This is a genomic window from Paenibacillus zanthoxyli JH29 (assembly GCF_000520715.1).
In the GTDB taxonomy this organism is placed as follows: Bacteria; Bacillota; Bacilli; order Paenibacillales; family Paenibacillaceae; genus Paenibacillus_AQ; species Paenibacillus_AQ zanthoxyli.
In genome coordinates, this window is sequence record NZ_ASSD01000324.1 from 1 (window position 1) to 18,521 (window position 18,521).

Consider the following 18,521-nt stretch of genomic DNA (forward strand, 5'->3'; position numbering starts at 1 on the left):
CGGTTGTACCGGCCTGGACCAGCGCGAGCAGCATACAGAAATACGCTATTGCTTTTTTCGTTCTCACAAGCCATCTCCCTCATCCGTAGATAATTATATAAAATAAACATCTACTCAGAATATAGCGTATTACCTTCTTTTGCAAATGAATCTCTAATCCTATTTTGCTCTTCCTCGTTATTCATCCCACACTGCCTACGTCAGATCTTGGGATTGACAAAAATAGTCATCGGGCTTACTATTCAAGTAAGCGTTTACTTCATTTGAGCGACGCTTTTTTATTCCTTCTATGCTAGCGTTTAATGATGTGCGGGAGTTTTAGATTTATTTTTTGAACAGTTTAACGTAAACGTTTACCCCTTCAGGAAAAGGAGAATGATAATGGAACGAAAATGGTGGAAAGAAAGCGTAGTCTATCAAATTTATCCCCGCAGCTTTAAAGACAGCAACGGCGACGGGATCGGCGATCTGCAGGGAATCATCTCCAAGCTGGATTATCTGAAGACGCTCGGCGTGGATGTCGTATGGCTCTGCCCGGTGTACAAATCGCCTAATGACGACAACGGATACGATATCAGCAATTATCAGGACATTATGGATGAATTCGGCACGATTGCCGATTGGGAAATTCTCCTCCAGGGCCTCCATGACCGGGGCATGAAGCTGATTATGGATCTCGTCGTAAACCACTCCTCCGATGAGCATGCCTGGTTCGCGGAATCCCGCAAATCGAAGGACAATCCGTACCGTGACTATTATATTTGGCGTCCGGGCACAGACGGTCATGAACCGAATGACTGGGGCTCCTTCTTCAGCGGCTCGGCTTGGAAATACGACGAAGGGACAGACGAATACTTCCTGCATCTGTTCTCCACGAAGCAGCCTGATCTGAACTGGGAGAATGAGAAGGTCCGCCGGGAAGTGTACGACATGATGACCTGGTGGCTCGATAAAGGCATCGACGGTTTCCGGATGGATGTCATCAATCTGATCTCCAAAGTGCCCGGACTGCCCAGCGTGTCGGAAGAAGCCGGGGAGGGCCGCTCCTTCCGCTTCGGCGGCAAGTATTTTGTCAACGGTCCGCGCGTACACGAGTATTTGCAGGAAATGAACCGTGAGGTCTTGTCCAAGTACGACATTATGACTGTCGGTGAAGCGGTTGAAGTTACACCGGAGGACGCGGCTTTGTATGTAGGCGAAGACCGGAACGAGCTGAGTATGGTATTCCATTTCGAGCTGATGGGCGTTGATTCGGGCCCCGGCGGCAAATGGGACTGCAAACCCTGGAGCCTAAGCGATATTAAAGATATTTTCTCCAAATGGCAGATTCACCTTAACGGCAAGGGATGGAACAGTCTGTATTTGAACAATCACGATCAGCCGCGGATGCTCTCCAGATTTGGCAACGATACGGTTTACCATAAAGAGTCGGGCAAAATGCTGGCAACCCTGCTGCATACGCTTCAGGGAACGCCCTACATTTATCAGGGTGAAGAAATCGGGATGACGAACGTAAAATTCGCTTCGATCAGCGATTACAAGGATATTGAAATTATCAATATGCATGAGGAATATCTGGCAGCGGGCCATACGGAAGAAGCTATCATGAACTCGGTTTACATCAAGGGCCGCGACAACGGCCGCACGCCAATGCAGTGGAGCAGCGAACCGCAGGCCGGATTCACCACGGGAACCCCTTGGCTGGCGGTTAATCCGAACTATACGGAAATCAATGTGGAGAACGCCTTGGCCGATCCGGACTCCATCTTCCATTATTACAAGCGGCTCATTGAACTGCGCAAGCAGCATGACATTATCGTGTACGGGGATTATACGATTGTGGACAAGGAGAATGAGCAGGTATTTGCTTATCTGCGCTCGCTCGGCAGCAAAAGACTGCTGGTGGTTCTGAATTTCTTCGGCGAGCCCGTAAGCTTCGAGATTCCAGAGGAGATAGAAACTCACGGAGCTGAACTGCTCATCAGCAACTACGAAGCGGAAAAAGACACGGATCTCCGCAGCCTGGAGCTTCGCCCTTACGAAGCCAGAGTGTTTAAATTTACGGTGTAAGCCTAACATTAGACATGGGGCAGTCCCGCTGAGTCATCTGAAGATGACCGGGGGAGAGCCCCGATTATTGTTCAATTCCCCTGTGTTCAGTGACATTATAGTTGGTTCCTGAAAAACACAGTAATATCAAGCATTTTTGAGTTTTCCACCTCATTTAATAGTTACATTATAGTTAGTTCCTAAGAAAAAGTCTTTTATTACACAATTACATTAAAGTTCGTACTTATACTTACATTAATGTTAGTTCCTAAAACTTACTTGTTGCTCACCGCTTCTGTATTTTCAAGCTTACGGAAAGAACTACAATGTGATTTCTCCGTGAGTACGAAATCGTTCATTCAATTCATTCATTAAGAAGTCATACGCCTCTTGGGTAATCCAAATATGAGAGCGCCTATAATGCATACTTTGTAGAGTTCGCTGACGGACACTTTTACGTTTTCTTAAAGACGGAAATGTTGTCTTGCCCAGACTATTATATAAATCGACTAAACGGACACCGTACTTGATCGAGGCCCGCCACTAGTAGCTCCTCTTAAAAATGAAAACTTGCTATAATGATGCATCTTAAGTTCTAATAACTTGGATATCGAAATTGGGTCTTCAGCAGGTATATTCAATACATTCTCTACTTCTGCGTTTTCACTAACTTGTTGCTTTATAAGCGGGCCTTTTTCGCTATATCCCTCATACTCAATTACCGCAATATCTTGATTTCTAAATTTCCTCAACATCATTGGTAAAAACTATAATCATGGGTTGAGATAATAAACTGCTTATCATACTTTTCTATAAATAAACGAATTAAATCAATTAGAGATAAAACATTAATCTCATCCATGCTTTGGATTGGATCATCCATACCCATAAGTTGTAGACTAGACCACTGTTGGTGTACGCCCATAGCCATAAAAAAAGATAGTGCTATCGAGTTAATTTGTGCTGAACTGAATATGTATGTTGCATTTGCCTGTGTTTGATTCTCAAGATATCCAGTTAATACTAAAATCAGTAATTTGTAAGATCTATGCCTGTATTCTTTATTAAAAATAATTTGGTTATAAACTGGATGCGAATTAATCCGGGAGAAGATTTTCTGAATGGTATCGAATAATTCAGAAATCATTTTTTCATTCAATTGGTCAACAGCTGGTTTAACATTGTTAATTAGATCTTTGATAGTGTCTTGATCTTCATGGGCTATTTTTTTTAAGTTGGTCTAAATGCTCTAAGTGATTCTGTTGCACACGCATTTCTTCTTGACGTGTCTTTAATAACAATTCTTCTTTAGCATTCTCTATTGCAGTTATCGACTTAATAATTACTGATTCTAGATGAATCAGCTTCTCTTTATCACTCTGTAAATCTTTTAAAGCATCTTGAATAAAACCCTCTATTTCCTCAACGCTCCACTGTTTAGCCTGTGAAGGGGCACCCGCAAGCAATAGCTTACTTATAAAGGATTCAACAAAAGTTCGAGTTTCCGCAATAATTCTTCCCTTGCAGCATTTTTTCGACTGTTAAGGAGAAGGAACTTCGCTAAATAGATCGTATAATAAATTAGCGAGCGGCGCCTCCGTTCCCGCCAGCACGGCCCTCTCCTTGAACAACCCAATGTCTTTGCCGACAATCCAGCTGTTCGGGAGACCCGGCAACGTAATTTGTTCGGTATGAAGCGCAATATATTTTCCAAAATTTTGATACACCGGAGCAGTAAACATTGTTCGGGAAAGCATTGCCATCATTTCCGACGGATCGATTCCGTTTTTCTGCGCCATTCTGCATGCCTCCATCATGGCTTCCATGGCCGTAAAGCTTATGAAGTTGCCGCAAATCTTGACGATTAAGGCTGAGCCGATCTTTTCACCGAAATCGAAAATCCCTTGCCCCATCGCATCCAGAAGCGGCCAAGCTCGTTTCTTCGCCTCCTTCGATCCCGTGACGCAGATCCATAGTTTTCGCGCGGCAGCCGCTTCAGGCGGACCAAAAACCGGCGCTTCAACATAATGACTCCCGTTTGCGTCATGAAAATCGGCGAGCTTCCGGGAGGTGGCGGGAGAAACGGTACTCATCGAGAGATGGAGGCCTCCTTGTCCAAGCCGTTCCATAAATCCTTCGCTCCGCACAATATTTTCGAGCGCAGCATCGTCGGTCACCATAGTAATGACGATACTTCCCTTTGCAGCTGCTTCGCTTGGTCTGGAGACGGATTCGGCCCCGAGCGCGACCAGAGGTGCAGCTTTGTCTGCTGTTCGATTGTATACTCGAAGTTTGTAACCGGCTTTGATCAAATTAAGAGCCATAGCTTGCCCCATATTCCCCAAGCCGATAAATCCAATAGGTGTCATCGCACCCTTCACTTCCTTTTTCCGTTTTGAATTTCCGCATATTTGGCCAGTTTCATATTGACCGCTTCAAACGCTCTATCGAGCTCCCGTTGCCTTTCTTGAAGTTTCCGCTTGTGCTTTTCCAGCAAATCCTGTCTTTGCGGAATGGTCGAATCTCCCTGGACGGCCAACTCGACGAATTCTTCCAATTCGGCGACGGTCATTCCTGTGGCCCGAAACCATATCATCAGGTTGATCCATTCCATGTCCCTCTCTTCAAAAATTCGATTTCCGTAAGGGTCGCGTTGAAGAAATGGCAGCAACCCTTTCCTTTCATAAAATCGGATGGTATGGGGAGGAATCCCCAGCCGTTCCGAAGCCTCTTTAATGGATAAACTCACCTTGACACCTCCATTTCCTGCAAGAAAAAATTTATATGACTCCCACAACCAGAGAGAAGCTTATATTCATAGTACACCTTAAACATAAGTTTAAGGCAACAGTTTCTTGGAAGTTCTAAGGTCCGAAGAATACGCTTGTTGCTAGGTCCGATACATACGCCTTTCAACCGAAAAAGAGCCCTCCCGCCATAGTCGGCGGTAAGGGCTCCTCCTCATTATTGTAATTAATCAGTTAGTTCATATTTGGTTAAGACCTCTAAAAACCTCTGTTAACTTCTTAGTATAATTATCTTCATATGTATTCCCATCATCCGAATCAACTCCGGTTAATAACCAGTTCAAGTTCACATTATAATATGTTCGAATAGATATTAGTGTTTCTGCAGATGGATTACTATTTCCCATTTCTATCTCACTCAGGTTTCCTTGAGAAATTCCTATGCTTTTTGCAAACTGAGATTGGTTTAGACTACTTTCTTTTCGGATACATTTTATTCTATATCCAATTTCACTCATTCATTTCACCACCGATCGTGAAGTTCCATTAAAGCACATTATTCATTCAAACAAAGAGGGGAGCCCCCCTCATTCCCTCGGGCTCCCCCTCCAGATGCTCTAATCATCTCGCATGTCGGTTTCGCACATCTTTTACTGGTTCCACACTTTTTTATCACTGGACATTAACCTGATCAGATACCAACTTTATTTGTTAGACACTATCTTTAGCATGGGGATACAAACTATATTGTCTGCATACTAACTTTAATGTCTCCATACACCTGTCTTCCCCCTCTGGTTTAATCCGCTTTCGAGTCCGCCCATTCGCCGCTTCCCGATCTGGCAGCCCAATGGAAATCTTTACTCCCCGTTAATTCTCCGGAATCAATATAGCGCTATACTCATAGGGTTTACGGCATGGATGTGGAATATATATTAAGCAGGAATAACGAAGACGGAGGTATGCAGACGTGGCTAAAATATTGAATTTCGCGCATCGCGGCGCTTCGGCGGTATGCCCGGAAAATACGATGGCGGCTTTCCGCCGCAGCCTTGCGCTTGGAGCGACGGGTATTGAAACTGATGTGCAAATGACCCGGGACGGGGAGCTTGTTCTCATTCACGACGAGGAGCTCAGCCGCACAACGAACGGCAGCGGCTATGTGAAGGACAAGACGCTGGAAGAGCTGCGGGCGCTTGACGCGGGCGCCTGGTTCGGAGACGGCAGCTTCACAAGCGAGAAAATCCCCCGGCTGGAGGAACTGCTCGAACTGCTGCAAGAACGGGACACGATCCTCAATATTGAGCTTAAGAACGGGGTCTTTTTCTATCCGGGAATGGAAGAGAAAGTAATCGCCGCCGTCAGAGATTACGGCATGAGCAGCCGGGTCGTCATCTCCAGCTTCAATCATTATTCACTAGCTTACCTAAAGAAGCTGGCCCCGGATCTTACGACCGGCATTCTCTACATGGAGGGCCTGTACCGCCCGTGGGATTATGCCGCCACCGTGGGAGCAAAGGCGCTGCATGCGTATCACTTGGCGGTGCTGCCGGAGTTCGTGCGGGACGCAGCGCAGAGCGGCGTGGTCTACCATCCGTTTACGGTGAACGATCCGCGGCGGATGGAGTTCCTGATTGATGCCGGCGTTGCCGGTATTATTACGGATGTGCCCGATGTGCTCGCAGAGCTGCTGGCCCGCAAAGGCCTGTAAATCGAAAATCCGGTCCTCCCCTCTCAGGCGGACCGGATTTTCCGTTTATGTATGGTAAATCCCTCATTCCGCATCAATCCCCTTCACGTCAACTCGATAGCCATAGTTCTCCTAACAAGCGCAGCGGTGCTGAACATTTCCAGCCGAAAATCCGATGTTAAATTAAAGGCGCATCTGCATGCACCGACTAAATAAGCGGCTTTCGCGAAAGGCGTTCCGCCGCAGACGGCAAAGGAGAATTCAATTTCAATGACAGCAACAAACAAACCGGCTTTCCTGCTACTCCTCATTCTAATTATGGCCGCATCCTGCATGATTCCCCTCCCCGCAGCGCATTCGGCTGCTGCCTCACCCAAAAATATCGTCCTGGTGGACAAGAACGGCAGCTCGTTCATCCCGCTACGTGTTCTGAATGAACTGAGCGGCACGAGCACATCCTGGGATGCTTCCCTGAAACGGATTGACATTGCGCAAGGGAATGTATCCCTGACCTTGTTCGCAGGCCAAAAGGAGGCTTATGTAAACGAAAAGCCGGTCTCGCTCACCGCACTCCCTTTCAGCGACAGCGGAACCGTCTATGTGCCGCTGGCCTCAGTGAGCGATGCGCTTAAGCTGAAGCTTCAGTGGGACAAGGAGACCGCCTCGGTTAGATTTACGGATGCGCAGGGCAAATCCTTCCGGCTTCCCGTATTGACCGGGGCCTTGATTCGTCCCGAATCATCCGCCGCGGCGTCTTCACGCCACACGTTCAAAGTAGGCGGCAGGTCCTTCGCCGTGCAGATCGTAACCGTCTCGCTGCTGCATCCGAAGGTCCGGCTGGATGTCGTGCTCGCGGGCGGAAGCGTGGGCCAGGTTGAAGAGCTCCGAAGCATGGCGAAGCGCAGCCAAGCCATCGCCGCCATTAACGGCACGTTCTTCAACGCTTATACGTCAGGGAGCTATAAAGCCCCCTACGGTTATATCGCCGCCGGCGGCAAGCTGCTGAAGAACAGCCCCGGCGACCGCCGCGCGGTATTCGCCTACGACAGCAACCACTTGGCCGAGCTTGTTCCGGGCGGAAACTTCATGCCGCGCTTTCAGGCGGGCGAATTTGAAGGCGGACTGCAGGCCGGCCCCCGGCTGGTCACGGGCGGAAAAGTATCCCTGAATGTTACGGCTGAAGGCTTCCGCGATCCCAAAATTTTAACGGGTGGCGGCGCGCGCAGCGCTCTTGGCCTTACACGCGATCACAAGCTGCTGCTGGTGACCTCCGGGGGCGCTACGATCCCTCAAATGGCCCAAATTATGAAACAGGCGGGTGCCTGGCAGGCCATGAACCTGGATGGCGGCGCTTCAAGCGGTCTTTATTTTAACGGCGGCTATCTGACCACTCCCGGACGACTGATCAGCAATGCGATCGTCATCAAAACCCAATAATCGCAAGCATCGGATTTGAACAGGCAAGCGCCCTTCTATCCTGCCGCAGCAGGATGAAGGGCGCTTTCTCGTCAGAATAAGGAATAGATTCCAGGGAATAATACAACATCATAGTCAAAAGCTGCGCCTTGGAGGGAGCATCCATGAAGCTGAAGTTTCTGTCGAACCGTAAACCTGACTTCAAAACGGCACAAAACAGCATACTTCCCTTCCATCCGCTGGAGTCCTCTTTAGATACCAATCTAGCGGAAATCAAGCGGCTCATCGGGCACAGCGCCGATGTCGTGTTCCGTTCATTATCCAACCCGTCCTCCGATTCTCCTGCTATAAGTTTTATTTATATTGACGGCCTGGTAAATTCGGACTTGGTTTCCCAAGCCGTGATCCAGCCTCTGACGGATCATCCGCTATTAAAGGAACAGCGGCCGGAACAAGCTTTTCTGCTGATCAAGGAGCAGATTCTGCCAGTGGGCGGACTCCAAGAGTGTACGACGGTGGAAACTCTGCTCGGCATGCTGTTTGAAGGAAATGCGATTATCCTGCTCGACGGCTCTAAGATCGCGCTGGCCGCCGGCACTTCCTTCTGGGAGAAGCGGAGCGTCAATGAACCGACCTCGCAAGGAGTGATCCGCGGTCCCAAAGAAGGTTTCACCGAGAGCCTGCGGACATGCACCTCTATGGTGCGCCGGAGACTGAAAACCGCCGATCTTCGTGTCGAACAATATAAAATCGGAAGACGCACCCAAACGGGAGTCGCTCTTGTCTATCTCCATGGCATCGCAAGCGAGCAGGTGCTTGCCGAGATTCGTAAACGGCTGGACGCCATTGACACGGACAGCATTCTGGAGAGCAATTACATCGAGGAGCTGATTCAGGACGGCGGCCTGACTCCTTTTCCGACCATAATGAGTACAGAACGGCCCGATGCTATGGCGGGCGGCATTCTGGAAGGGCAGATCGGCATCATTATTGATGGAACACCTTTTGCCCTCCTGGCTCCTTCCACGTTTTTCAGCTTTTTTCAATCCAGTGAGGATTATTACCAGCGGTTTGACATTTCTTCATTTCTGCGTCTAATTCGTTATTCCGCTTTTTTCGTGTCCATGCTTCTGCCTGCGCTGTATATCGCCATCACGACCTTCCATCAGGAGATGCTGCCGACCACACTGCTGATCAGCTTGGCCGCCCAGCGGGAGGGCGTACCCTTTCCAGCGTTTATTGAAGCCCTGCTCATGGAACTGACATTCGATGTTCTGCGTGAAGCCGGGGTACGTATGCCGCGAGCCATCGGACCCGCAGTCTCCATCGTAGGCGCACTCGTGCTGGGTCAGGCCGCCGTTCAGGCTGGACTTGTATCCGCCGCCATGGTTATTGTCGTATCCTTTACGGCGATTTCAAATTTTGTTATTCCGTCGATGGCGATCGCCAACTCCATCCGGCTCATCCGCTTTATGATGATGCTGTTTGCGGGTTCCTTGGGCCTGCTCGGGATCATGTCCTTTTTGATGGTGCTTGTTATCCATATGGCCAGCCTGCAATCGTTCGGAGTTCCGTACTTATCTCCCATTGCTCCGATGAATCCGGGTTATCTGAAGGATATTATTATCCGCGCGCCGCTGCGGAACATGAAGATGCGACCAAGCACATACGGAAGCAAAGAAGCGCCAAGGCAGAACTTGCTTCCGAAAGAGCAGCAAGCATCCGGCAGCCCATCCGAAGGGCAGGGGAATAAGAATTCTTGAAGAGGCCAGATGGCATAGGAAAGGAGTGCAGGGCATGAGGGAGAACACACAAACAGGCGTTAACATTCGTTATCTAGCGGGGCGGCGGTTCCTGCTCATCGTCTCCCTCTTGTCACTCCTGACCGGCGGCTGCTGGGATGACAGAGAGCTGAACGAGCTTGGCATTGTATCGGGTTCCGCATACGACTGGAAGGATAATCAATGGCACACCGCCTACCAGATTATCAACCCCTCATCCGGTGCGAACAACACGGGAGGCAGCAGCGGCGGGAATACGAGTTCGCCCCCCTTTTTGATCTATTCGGCCAAGGGGAATACGCTGATGCAGGCAGTCGAACGCACCAATCTGACCAGCACGCGTCAGTTATTCTTCTCCCAAAACCGAATCACCGTGCTGGGAGAGGCACTCGCAAAAAGAGGAATTGGCCAACTGATCGATATGTTCCTGCGCAGACCCGATGCCCGCCAAACGGTGTACGTATTCATTACCGAAGAAGAGGCGGGACTCATTCTTAGCCAGTTGATGCAGCTCAACCGAAATCAGAGCGCCGGCATTCAGCTCATGATCGAACAGGAGGCAAGATTAACTTCCTATTACCCCGGAATACAGATGGTTGAGCTGGCCAGGCAATTGAGCTCCGAATCGGCCAGCGCAGCGGTTCCGGAAATTAAGCTCTCCGGCAATAAGGTAATGGATCGAACGAGTGACATCACCCAGACCGATCTTCCTTCCCGGATTACATTTGCCAGATTGGCCGTTCTGAAAGAAGACCGTTTCGTCGGATGGCTCTCACAGGCCGAGGCATACGGATTATCCTTTATGACGGACAAGGTTAAAAAGTCGAACATCTCTTTTCCCTCGAAGCCCCAAAAGAGCGACAAGGACGATGCCTCGATTTCACTGCTGCATTCCTCCACCACTGTTCGTCCCATTTGGGAGAACGATCATTACGTTATGGATATCGGTATTAAAGCAGACGGTACATTGACAGAAGTAGGGAGCAATCTGAAGCTGGAAAATGAATCCGCCATCCGCCAACTGGAGCACAACATTGAGCAAAATATTATTGAAATCGTGGAATCCTCTTGGCGTTCGGTCAAAAAATTGAATGCCGATGTGACCGGCTTTGCCATATCCATTCATCGCCATCACCCCAAGCAATGGAAGCGAATCAAACAGGAGCACAATTGGGATACCGTATTCCAAAACATTCAAATCCGGCCTCATGTCAAGGTGAAAATCAAACGGATCGGCTTTAACAGCAACTCCTATAATTCAGTGAATAAGAATTGAGGGGAGCGATTATCAGATGGTCAGGAGGTTAGATCCTTGTCACCGTTAAAAAAGCATGCCACGAGCCTGGAAATGACATTCATGGTCATTTTGTTTGAAATCGGCAGTACCCCAATGTTTGTGCTCGGGAGTAAGGCCAAGCAGGATGCCTGGCTGGCGATGAGCGTCGGAGCCGCAGCCGGGTTCGCTCTCCTTCTCCTCTTCCTGTGGATTCAGCGCCGCCTGCCGGAAATGGAATTGAACGGAATGCTCCGTTTCGGCTTCGGACGCATCGCCGGCGGCTCAATCAGTGCAATATACTGCTGCTATTTTGCTTACGAGTCCATGCGGAACCTGCGGGATTTTGGCGAGCTTACCGCGATAATCCTTTTGCCGGCGACTCCCATGTCCGTTACAATGCTGGTGTTTCTGCTGATTGGGGGCTATGCGATCTGGAAAGGTGCGGAGACGATCTTTCGGCTGCCGGAGATTCTGCTTCCGGGCTTGATGTTCTTTTACTTTATCCTGATCGGTATGTTTCTGCTGATGAAAGGCGCCGATTTCAGGCGGCTGATGCCTGTAGCGGAGAACGGGCTTCGTCCCATTCTGAATGCGGCGCTGCCCGATATCGTCTCTTTTCCGTTCGGTCAAATCCTAGTCTTTCTGCTTCTGTGGTCACGTTGGAACCGGCCTGGCGTTCCCGTAAAGCAAACGATTTGGGCTTATATCGGAGTCAGTCTGTTTCTGATCTTCATGGAGGCAATAAATATAGCCGTTCTCGGCCCGGACTTGACACATAGCTCCGTCATTCCTTTGCTTAAAGCGGTCCGAACGCTGTCCGGATTGAAGTTTATCGAACGGCTGGATATCCTGGTCACATTTATGATATTTATCGGGCTTTTGATCAAAATGCTCATATTCTTCTATTGCTCGGTGAGAATGGCTTCGCTCCTGACGAACAAATCCGAAAAGATATGGGCGGTTGCCGTTGGAGCGGTTATCTATGCGGCGTCTTTCATCGAGAGAGATTATACGCAGCATATTGCCATCGGCCTTGGACCTTCCTTAAAGATCGATGTCATCTTTCAGGTCGCTATCCCGCTGGTTCTGGCGCTGGCACTCGCGCTGCGCGGACGCAAAGGCTTCAATCCTCCGGGTTGATAAGATATGATATAAGCGGTACGTAAGCCGCCATCATATCGCCTGAAGGAGAATGTCATGGAAACGATTTTGATCATAGAGGATGATGCCAAGTTAGCTGGGCTGCTACAGGCCTACCTGTCAAAATACGGCTTCCGCACAGCTATTGTAGAAGATTTCAGTTCGGTGCTGGATGCCTTTCTGGATAGCAGAGCGGATCTCGTCTTGCTGGATGTCAATCTCCCGAAATACGACGGATATTATTGGTGCCGCCAGATCCGCAGCCGGTCGCTCTGCCCGATCCTGTTCATCTCCGCCAGAGACAGCGGAATGGATCAGGTGATGGCGCTGGAGAACGGAGCGGACGACTACATCACGAAGCCGTTTCATTATGAGGTCGTTCTCGCCAAGATCCGCAGCCAACTGCGCCGGGTCTACGGCCCTTACGCGCAGCAGCCGGAAGAACGGACCGTGCGCTCAGGCCCGCTGACTCTCTATCCCGAACGCTTCGCCATTCAGCACGGAGAGCGGACAGCGGAACTGACTCAGAAAGAGTCCGTCCTGCTGGAAGCCCTGATGCTGAAGGAAGGCCGTGTTGTTAGCCGCGAGCGCCTGCTCGACCTCATGTGGGAGGATCAGCATTTCATTGATGACAACACACTGAATGTCTACATAACGAGAGTGCGTAAGAAGCTTAAGGAACTGAATGCGGACAATGCTGTGGAAACGGTAAGGGGAGCGGGGTACCGGCTGAACATTGCCGGAGCGCCATGAAGCTGTTCCTGAAGGTGCAGCTTCCGCTGCTGCTGTTCTATGCGGTCCAGATGCTGCTTGTCCCGCTTCTCTACTGGCTCACCGGCGAACGGCGACCTCTGTCCATCGTTCTGTACGGCTCGGCGCTCAGCGCAGCGGTGCTCGCTGTATACCTCGGATTCCGCTACCTGCGTCACCAGAGACTATACATAAAGCTTAACGATCCGGAAGCCTTCTTGGACAGCGCCTTCGAGCCGCTCGGTGACGCTCCCCTCCCCGAAGCTTTCGGGAAACTTCTCGAAGCATACGGCCGCCATTACCGGGATCGTCTTGGCGAAGAGGCTCGCCGCGTGGACAGCCATATCACGTTCATGAACCGCTGGGTTCATCAAATGAAGACCCCCCTGTCCATTATTCAGTTGACCGCCGACGAATTGGACGATGCGGCGGCGGACAGTATCCGCGAGGAAGTCGACCGGCTGCGCAAAGGGCTGGAAATGGTGCTGTATACTTCCCGGCTGGACCGGTTCGAGGATGATTTCAGCATCATGCCGGTCTCTCTGCGGAAGGCAGTCAGCGAGACGGTGGCCGAGAACCGGCGGCTCTTTATCCGCCGGGGCGTGAAGGCGGAGATCCGGATTAGCGAGGAGCTCAAGGTCTATACCGACGCCAAATGGCTGAGGTTTATGCTGGCCCAGATTCTAACTAACGCCGTGAATTATTCGGGCGGCTCCGGGAAGACCGTCACCGCCGCAGCTTTCCACCAAGGCCGCAAGGTCATTCTGGAAATTCGCGACGAAGGCATTGGAATCGCCCCTGAGGATCTGAAGCGGGTCTTTAACCCTTATTTCACTGGCGAACGCGGACGGGAGTACCGCGAATCGACCGGTATGGGCCTTTATCTTGTCCGCGAAATATGCAAGCGGCTTGGACACCGGGTGGAGCTTTCCTCGCAGCCCGGCGAGGGCACGTCGGTCCGGCTAATTTTTGACTCGGGGATTTTTTAAATTCGGGAATTCCTGTGGATACGAACATAACCTTAACCGGACTGTAAGGAAACCGTAAGGTAAATCCATAGCAGCCATCGGGCGCTGTACGGTACATTGGGAGGGTAACAGGATACTCTGCGGGGCATATAGGTCGCCTCAACCCTGGAAAGGAAGGTCTCTCATGAATGTATTGGAAGTCACCGCCCTCAGCAAAATCTATCCGGGCAAAATCAGCACCCGCGCTCTTACCGATATCCATCTCGGCATCGAGAGCGGAGAATTTGTCGGCATAATGGGGCCGTCGGGCAGCGGCAAAACGACACTGCTCAACATGGTCTCCACGATTGACAGGCCGAGCTCAGGTGAAGTGAAGATCAACGGCAGCAACCCTTTTCTCATGAACAAAAAGGAGCTGGCCCTGTTCCGCCGCAGGCAGCTCGGCTTCGTCTTTCAGGATTTCAATCTGCTTGAAACGCTCACTGTCGGCGAGAATATCGTGCTTCCGCTGACGCTGGACAAGCGCAGGCTCTCCGAGATGAAGACGCTGCTAAAGCAAGCTGCGGACCGTCTTGGCATCACGGATATTCTGGACAAGCGAATCTATGAAATTTCCGGCGGACAGCGCCAGCGGACGGCGATTGCGCGGGCGATTATCTCATCGCCTTCCCTTATTCTGGCCGATGAGCCGACGGGCTCCCTGGATTCCAATGCCTCTCGGCTCGTGATGGAATCGCTGGAGAGCATCAACCTCAGTACGGGAGCCACACTGATGCTGGTCACGCATGATCCGCTCGCCGCCAGCTACTGCAGCCGGATTATTTTTATCAAGGACGGCAAGCTCGCGGCGGAGATTCACCGGGGAGAGAGCCGCCAGGCTTTTTTCCAAAAAATCATCGACACGCTGTCGTTCTGGGGAGGGAACAGCCATGAGCTTTCCTCAGTTCGCGTTTAACAACATCCGCCGGAACGCCCGGTCTTATATCGCTTTTTTTCTAAGCAGCGCCTTTATGGTCATGGTCTTTTTCGCTTACGCCGTATTCATGTTTCATCCGGACGTGACCTCAATTGAGCTCGGGAGGAACTCCGCAGCGGGTATGAAGATCGCCTCTTACATCGTGTTCATCTTCGCTTTCTTCTTCGTGCTGTACTCCATAAGCGCATTTCTGAAATCCCGCAATCTCGAATTCGGCATCCTGACGATTCTGGGGGCGCGGCCGGGACAGATCAACAAGCTCATTTTTATGGAAAATATGCTCATCGGGCTGCTCTCCATCCTGACGGGTATGGCAGGCGGCCTGCTGCTGTCCAAGATGTTCCTGCTGCTCAGCACCAAGATGATCGGCATCAGCGATCTCCCATTTTACTGGCCGGTAAAAGCAATAATGGTAACGGCAGCCGCGTTCCTTGTCCTGTTCATCGTCATCTCGGCGTTCACCCTGCTGTTTATCCGGAAGAACCGGGTGCTGGAGCTGCTGAAGGGTACGAGCAAGCCGAAGAAGGAACCGAAGGCTTCCCTGCTGCTGTCCGTGCTGTGCATCGCGCTGCTTGCAGCAGGCTACTGGGCCATCCGCCAGCCGCTGGCTCCCAAATGGCTGCTTGTCGCGGCGGTAACAGGCATTGCCGGCACTTACTTTTTCTACACCCAGCTATCCGTACTTGCGGTCCGCCTGCTTAAGCTCAGCCGCAGACGGCTGTGGCGCGGAACCAACCTGCTCTGGATTTCGGAGATGGCTTACAAGCTGAAGGACAATGCCCGTATGCTGTTTCTTGTGACCGTGGTTACGTCGCTCGCCTGCATGGCTTCAAGCTTTCTGCTCTCGATTTATAATGCGAACAGGGATGCCTATTTGAATAGTCCGTTCGCTCTGAATTACACGGCTTACCATTCGGCAACCGAGACAGAGGATACTCAAATGATCCGTGGCCGGCTTCAGGCGGAAGGAATCAGGTTTACGGAGAATAAAGTAGATCAGCTGCGCGGTTCCGTTCTGGATGACGGCAAATATCAGATGATTGAAATCCTGCCTTTGAGCCGGTACAACGAACTGACGCCGCAGATGGGAAGCGAGACCGAAGCCGCGCTGCCTGACAACGATGCTGTTCTGGTGATTTCAGGCCAGCTTGACAGCGAGAAATACGTGAAGGATAACCGTTTAACTATGACAGATTTCCCGGACCGGACATTTACCGTAAGAAAAACGTTGAAGCCTGTAATTCCTCCCTTCGGACATTACGCCTCCCCTCTTCTGGTTGTCGGAGACGATGCCTTTAATCTTCTATCCAAGACTTCCGAAGAGCGAAACCGATCGGCGCATTTTACGAGATATTTGTACAAAATACCCGCATGGGATGACCGGCTCCCGGCCGCAGACAGCCTGAATGTCGCCTTGTCATCCGAACTGATTGATAAGCAGTCGGACAACGGGGATTCCATACTGGACACGAGATCCAAAAATTATATAACGACGAAACAGGGAGCGTCGATGCTCGGCTTTATCGGCATCTTTATCGCCCTGATCTTCTCCGTCTCGTCCGCGAGCTTCCTCTACTTCCGGCTGCACTCCGAGCTGGCTGCCGACCAAAGAATGTACCGTGCGCTGTCGAAGATCGGACTCAGCCCCGGCGAGATGTCGGGCTCGGCAACCAAGCAGATTGCGCTGCTCTTTTACATCCCGATTCTGGTGGCCTGGGTTCAGACTCTGGTTGTCATCCGGCCCGTTCTGAACCAGATTCAGGTCTATGAAATTACGGTTCCGGTCCTGATTACCATCGGCGCTTTCCTGGCGGTGCAGACCTTGTATTTCGTCATAGTGAGAGCCCGCTATATTCACAGTCTGAAAAGAACGATGGTTTAAAACCAAGATACCCTCGCGAGGAAGAAGCTTTTCTTTATCGCGGGGGTTTTTGTTAAAATTTAAGTTTCCTTAGGGAAACTTTTTTGTTGCTAGGACAAACTTGTTCTCGTATACTAATATCATGGAACAGCTCAACAGTCGGATATTTTGATATAAAAAGAAAGGGTGATCGTTATGGCCGTAACCGGCATACCGTTATCTGAAGCCGCTAAAGGAAGCTTTCTTCAAATCAGCGGGATGAGCGTGCAGGGCGTAATGAGAAGAAGGCTGCTGGATCTCGGCTTTGTCCCCGGCAATACGGTTGAAGTGGTGCGCCGCAGTCCTTTGGGCGACCCTACCGCATTCCGAATTAGTAATACGACGATTGCACTGCGCAGAGAGGAAAGTTCACTCATTTACGGAGAACCGATTGGAGGGGAAACGGAATGAAAGCTTATACTATAGCGTTTGCCGGCAACCCGAATACGGGAAAAAGCACACTGTTCAATCTGCTGACCGGCATGCGGCAGCACACCGGTAACTGGGCAGGCAAGACGGTCGTTACCGCCGAAGGAACGTTCACGCATAATGGCAAGGAATACCGCGCCGTCGATCTTCCGGGCACCTACTCCCTGTACTCCAACTCGGCCGATGAAGAGGCGGCCCGCGATTATATCATTTTTGAGAAGCCGGATGTGACGCTTGTCGTGCTGGACCCACCTCGCTGGAGCGGAACCTGAACCTCGCCCTGCAGGTGCTGGAAATTACCGGCCGCGCCGTGATATGCATCAACCTGATGGACGAGGCGCGCAGGCTTGGCATCGACATTAATCTGAAAGCGATATCGGAGCGTCTTGGCGTACCGGTCATCGCCATTTCGGCCAGAAACCGAACCGGAATCAAGGAGCTGCTGAATCAGGTGGAACGGGTTGCGGACGGCACCTTCGCCGCAGAACCCTTGCGGATTCAGTACAGCGAGGAAATTGAACGCGGCATCGCTGAGCTCCTGCCTCTCGTAGAGCAGGCCGTAGGCGGCGATTACCCCGCCCGGTGGATTGCGCTGCGGCTGCTGGACGGAGATGAGAGCCTGCTGGCCTCCCTCCGCAAGGCAAGCTTGGGAATAAGGTTTAGCGTCCCGAAGGAGGTGTCCGGCCATGGAGCAACAGCATGCCATTAATGGAAGCAGCGCGCTGGATTCCCTGATTTCATCCGCCGGGAAGCTGACCAGCGGCGGCATTCGGGACGACATCGTCAGCGGAATCTACGGCGTCTCCGCAAGCATCTGCCGGGAGGCCGTTACCTACCGCGACCGCAGCAAATTAAAGAGCACTCATAAGCTTGACCAGATCGTAACCTCCAAAATTTGGGGCTTCCCGATCATGCTCGCTATCCTTGGCGCCGTATTCTGGATTACGATCGCCGGGGCGAACTACCCTTCCGGCTGGCTGGCCTCCATGTTCGGCTTCATCGAAGGCTATCTGACCGCCGGATTCCAGGCAGTGGGCGCCCCGGCGTGGCTGCACGGCGTGCTCGTGCTCGGCTTATATCGGGGAACGTCCTGGGTCATCAGCGTCATGCTGCCGCCGATGGCGATCTTCTTCCCCGTCTTTGCCCTGCTGGAGAACTTCGGCTATCTCCCGCGCGTCGCCTTCAACATGGACCGGCTGTTCAAGAAGTCGGGCGGGCACGGCAAGCAGGCCCTGACGATGTCGATGGGCTTCGGCTGCAACGCCGCCGCCATCCTCTCCACGCGGATCATCGAGTCCCCGCGCGAGCGGATGCTGGCGATTCTGACGAATAACTTCGTCCCCTGCAATGGCCGGTGGCCGACGCTGATCCTGCTGGCGTCCCTGTTCATGGCGGGGGG

Annotated in this window: 17 protein-coding genes and 1 pseudogene; 13 read left to right on the top strand and 5 right to left on the bottom strand. The window is 51.3% G+C overall.

The genetic code is table 11. The features are described 5' to 3' along the window. Positions 1-381: 381 nt before the first annotated feature. Positions 382-2,070, top strand: coding sequence for a glycoside hydrolase family 13 protein (locus L691_RS0111790; RefSeq protein WP_025690732.1), 1,689 nt, complete (start codon positions 382-384; stop codon positions 2,068-2,070). Between the two features lie 733 nt (positions 2,071-2,803). Here the strand turns inward: L691_RS0111790 and L691_RS0111795 are convergent. The 5 genes from L691_RS0111795 to L691_RS31280 form a co-directional block, all read right to left on the bottom strand. Next, entirely contained in the window at positions 2,804-3,208 is a 405-nt protein-coding gene (locus L691_RS0111795; RefSeq protein WP_156934227.1) for a hypothetical protein, read from the bottom strand. 55 nt (positions 3,209-3,263) lie between these two features. Beyond that, the gene (locus tag L691_RS0111800; protein ID WP_025690734.1) at positions 3,264-3,515 is read right to left on the bottom strand and encodes a hypothetical protein; all 252 of its coding nucleotides are present in this window, start codon (positions 3,513-3,515) and stop codon (positions 3,264-3,266) included. 75 nt (positions 3,516-3,590) lie between these two features. After that, complete coding sequence (locus L691_RS0111805; protein WP_025690735.1) at positions 3,591-4,418, bottom strand: NAD(P)-dependent oxidoreductase; 828 nt, start codon at positions 4,416-4,418, stop codon at positions 3,591-3,593. An 8-nt stretch (positions 4,419-4,426) separates the two neighbouring features. Beyond that, positions 4,427-4,798 (bottom strand): MerR family transcriptional regulator, encoded by a 372-nt coding sequence (locus tag L691_RS0111810; RefSeq protein ID WP_025690736.1) that lies wholly within the window; start codon positions 4,796-4,798, stop codon positions 4,427-4,429. 237 nt (positions 4,799-5,035) lie between these two features. Continuing rightward, on the bottom strand, positions 5,036-5,314 hold the full coding sequence (locus L691_RS31280; RefSeq protein WP_084654085.1) for a helix-turn-helix domain-containing protein: 279 nt from the start codon (positions 5,312-5,314) through the stop codon (positions 5,036-5,038). 452 nt (positions 5,315-5,766) lie between these two features. Between L691_RS31280 and L691_RS0111815 the strand changes: the two genes are divergently transcribed. The 12 genes and pseudogenes from L691_RS0111815 to L691_RS0111880 all read left to right on the top strand — a co-directional run. Further along, a complete protein-coding gene (locus L691_RS0111815; RefSeq protein WP_025690737.1) occupies positions 5,767-6,507 on the top strand; it encodes a glycerophosphodiester phosphodiesterase in 741 nt (246 codons plus the stop codon). A 249-nt stretch (positions 6,508-6,756) separates the two neighbouring features. Beyond that, positions 6,757-7,923 carry a phosphodiester glycosidase family protein gene (locus L691_RS0111825; protein WP_025690739.1) on the top strand — a complete coding sequence of 389 codons (1,167 nt, stop codon included), beginning with the start codon at positions 6,757-6,759 and terminating at the stop codon, positions 7,921-7,923. 143 nt (positions 7,924-8,066) lie between these two features. Further along, complete coding sequence (locus L691_RS0111835) at positions 8,067-9,665, top strand: spore germination protein (protein WP_025690740.1); 1,599 nt, start codon at positions 8,067-8,069, stop codon at positions 9,663-9,665. A gap of 34 nt (positions 9,666-9,699) precedes the next feature. Further along, complete coding sequence (locus L691_RS0111840) at positions 9,700-10,959, top strand: Ger(x)C family spore germination protein (RefSeq protein ID WP_025690741.1); 1,260 nt, start codon at positions 9,700-9,702, stop codon at positions 10,957-10,959. Between the two features lie 36 nt (positions 10,960-10,995). Continuing rightward, entirely contained in the window at positions 10,996-12,099 is a 1,104-nt protein-coding gene (locus tag L691_RS0111845) for a GerAB/ArcD/ProY family transporter (RefSeq protein WP_025690742.1), read from the top strand. A 57-nt stretch (positions 12,100-12,156) separates the two neighbouring features. Beyond that, positions 12,157-12,852, top strand: coding sequence for a response regulator transcription factor (locus tag L691_RS0111850; RefSeq protein ID WP_025690743.1), 696 nt, complete (start codon positions 12,157-12,159; stop codon positions 12,850-12,852). Continuing rightward, the gene (locus L691_RS0111855; protein ID WP_025690744.1) at positions 12,849-13,838 is read left to right on the top strand and encodes a sensor histidine kinase; all 990 of its coding nucleotides are present in this window, start codon (positions 12,849-12,851) and stop codon (positions 13,836-13,838) included. The genes L691_RS0111850 and L691_RS0111855 overlap by 4 nt, the downstream gene beginning before the upstream one ends. 163 nt (positions 13,839-14,001) lie before the next feature. Then, complete coding sequence (locus tag L691_RS0111860; protein WP_025690745.1) at positions 14,002-14,772, top strand: ABC transporter ATP-binding protein; 771 nt, start codon at positions 14,002-14,004, stop codon at positions 14,770-14,772. Then, positions 14,747-16,675 (top strand): FtsX-like permease family protein, encoded by a 1,929-nt coding sequence (locus L691_RS0111865; protein ID WP_025690746.1) that lies wholly within the window; start codon positions 14,747-14,749, stop codon positions 16,673-16,675. Before L691_RS0111860 ends, L691_RS0111865 begins: the two co-directional genes overlap by 26 nt. A gap of 174 nt (positions 16,676-16,849) precedes the next feature. Beyond that, positions 16,850-17,104: a FeoA family protein gene (locus L691_RS0111870; protein ID WP_025690747.1), complete on the top strand. Its 255-nt coding sequence runs from the start codon at positions 16,850-16,852 to the stop codon at positions 17,102-17,104. Then, positions 17,101-17,831, top strand: a pseudogene (locus L691_RS28670) (FeoB small GTPase domain-containing protein). The gene L691_RS0111870 and the pseudogene L691_RS28670 overlap by 4 nt, the downstream one beginning before the upstream one ends. Beyond that, positions 17,809-18,521, top strand: a 713-nt coding sequence (locus L691_RS0111880) for a nucleoside recognition domain-containing protein (RefSeq protein ID WP_025690748.1), incomplete at its 3' end; no start/stop codon positions are given. The pseudogene L691_RS28670 and the gene L691_RS0111880, both read left to right, overlap by 23 nt.

Coding starts and splice junctions, on each gene's coding strand:
- L691_RS0111840 (WP_025690741.1), top strand. CDS start 9,700: ATGAGGGAGAACACACAAACAGGCGTTAACATTCGTTATCTAGCGGGG.
- L691_RS0111790 (WP_025690732.1), top strand. CDS start 382: ATGGAACGAAAATGGTGGAAAGAAAGCGTAGTCTATCAAATTTATCCC.
- L691_RS0111865 (WP_025690746.1), top strand. CDS start 14,747: ATGAGCTTTCCTCAGTTCGCGTTTAACAACATCCGCCGGAACGCCCGG.
- L691_RS0111835 (WP_025690740.1), top strand. CDS start 8,067: ATGAAGCTGAAGTTTCTGTCGAACCGTAAACCTGACTTCAAAACGGCA.
- L691_RS0111850 (WP_025690743.1), top strand. CDS start 12,157: ATGGAAACGATTTTGATCATAGAGGATGATGCCAAGTTAGCTGGGCTG.
- L691_RS0111870 (WP_025690747.1), top strand. CDS start 16,850: ATGGCCGTAACCGGCATACCGTTATCTGAAGCCGCTAAAGGAAGCTTT.
- L691_RS0111805 (WP_025690735.1), bottom strand. CDS start 4,418: ATGACACCTATTGGATTTATCGGCTTGGGGAATATGGGGCAAGCTATG.
- L691_RS0111860 (WP_025690745.1), top strand. CDS start 14,002: ATGAATGTATTGGAAGTCACCGCCCTCAGCAAAATCTATCCGGGCAAA.
- L691_RS0111825 (WP_025690739.1), top strand. CDS start 6,757: ATGACAGCAACAAACAAACCGGCTTTCCTGCTACTCCTCATTCTAATT.
- L691_RS31280 (WP_084654085.1), bottom strand. CDS start 5,314: ATGAGTGAAATTGGATATAGAATAAAATGTATCCGAAAAGAAAGTAGT.
- L691_RS0111855 (WP_025690744.1), top strand. CDS start 12,849: ATGAAGCTGTTCCTGAAGGTGCAGCTTCCGCTGCTGCTGTTCTATGCG.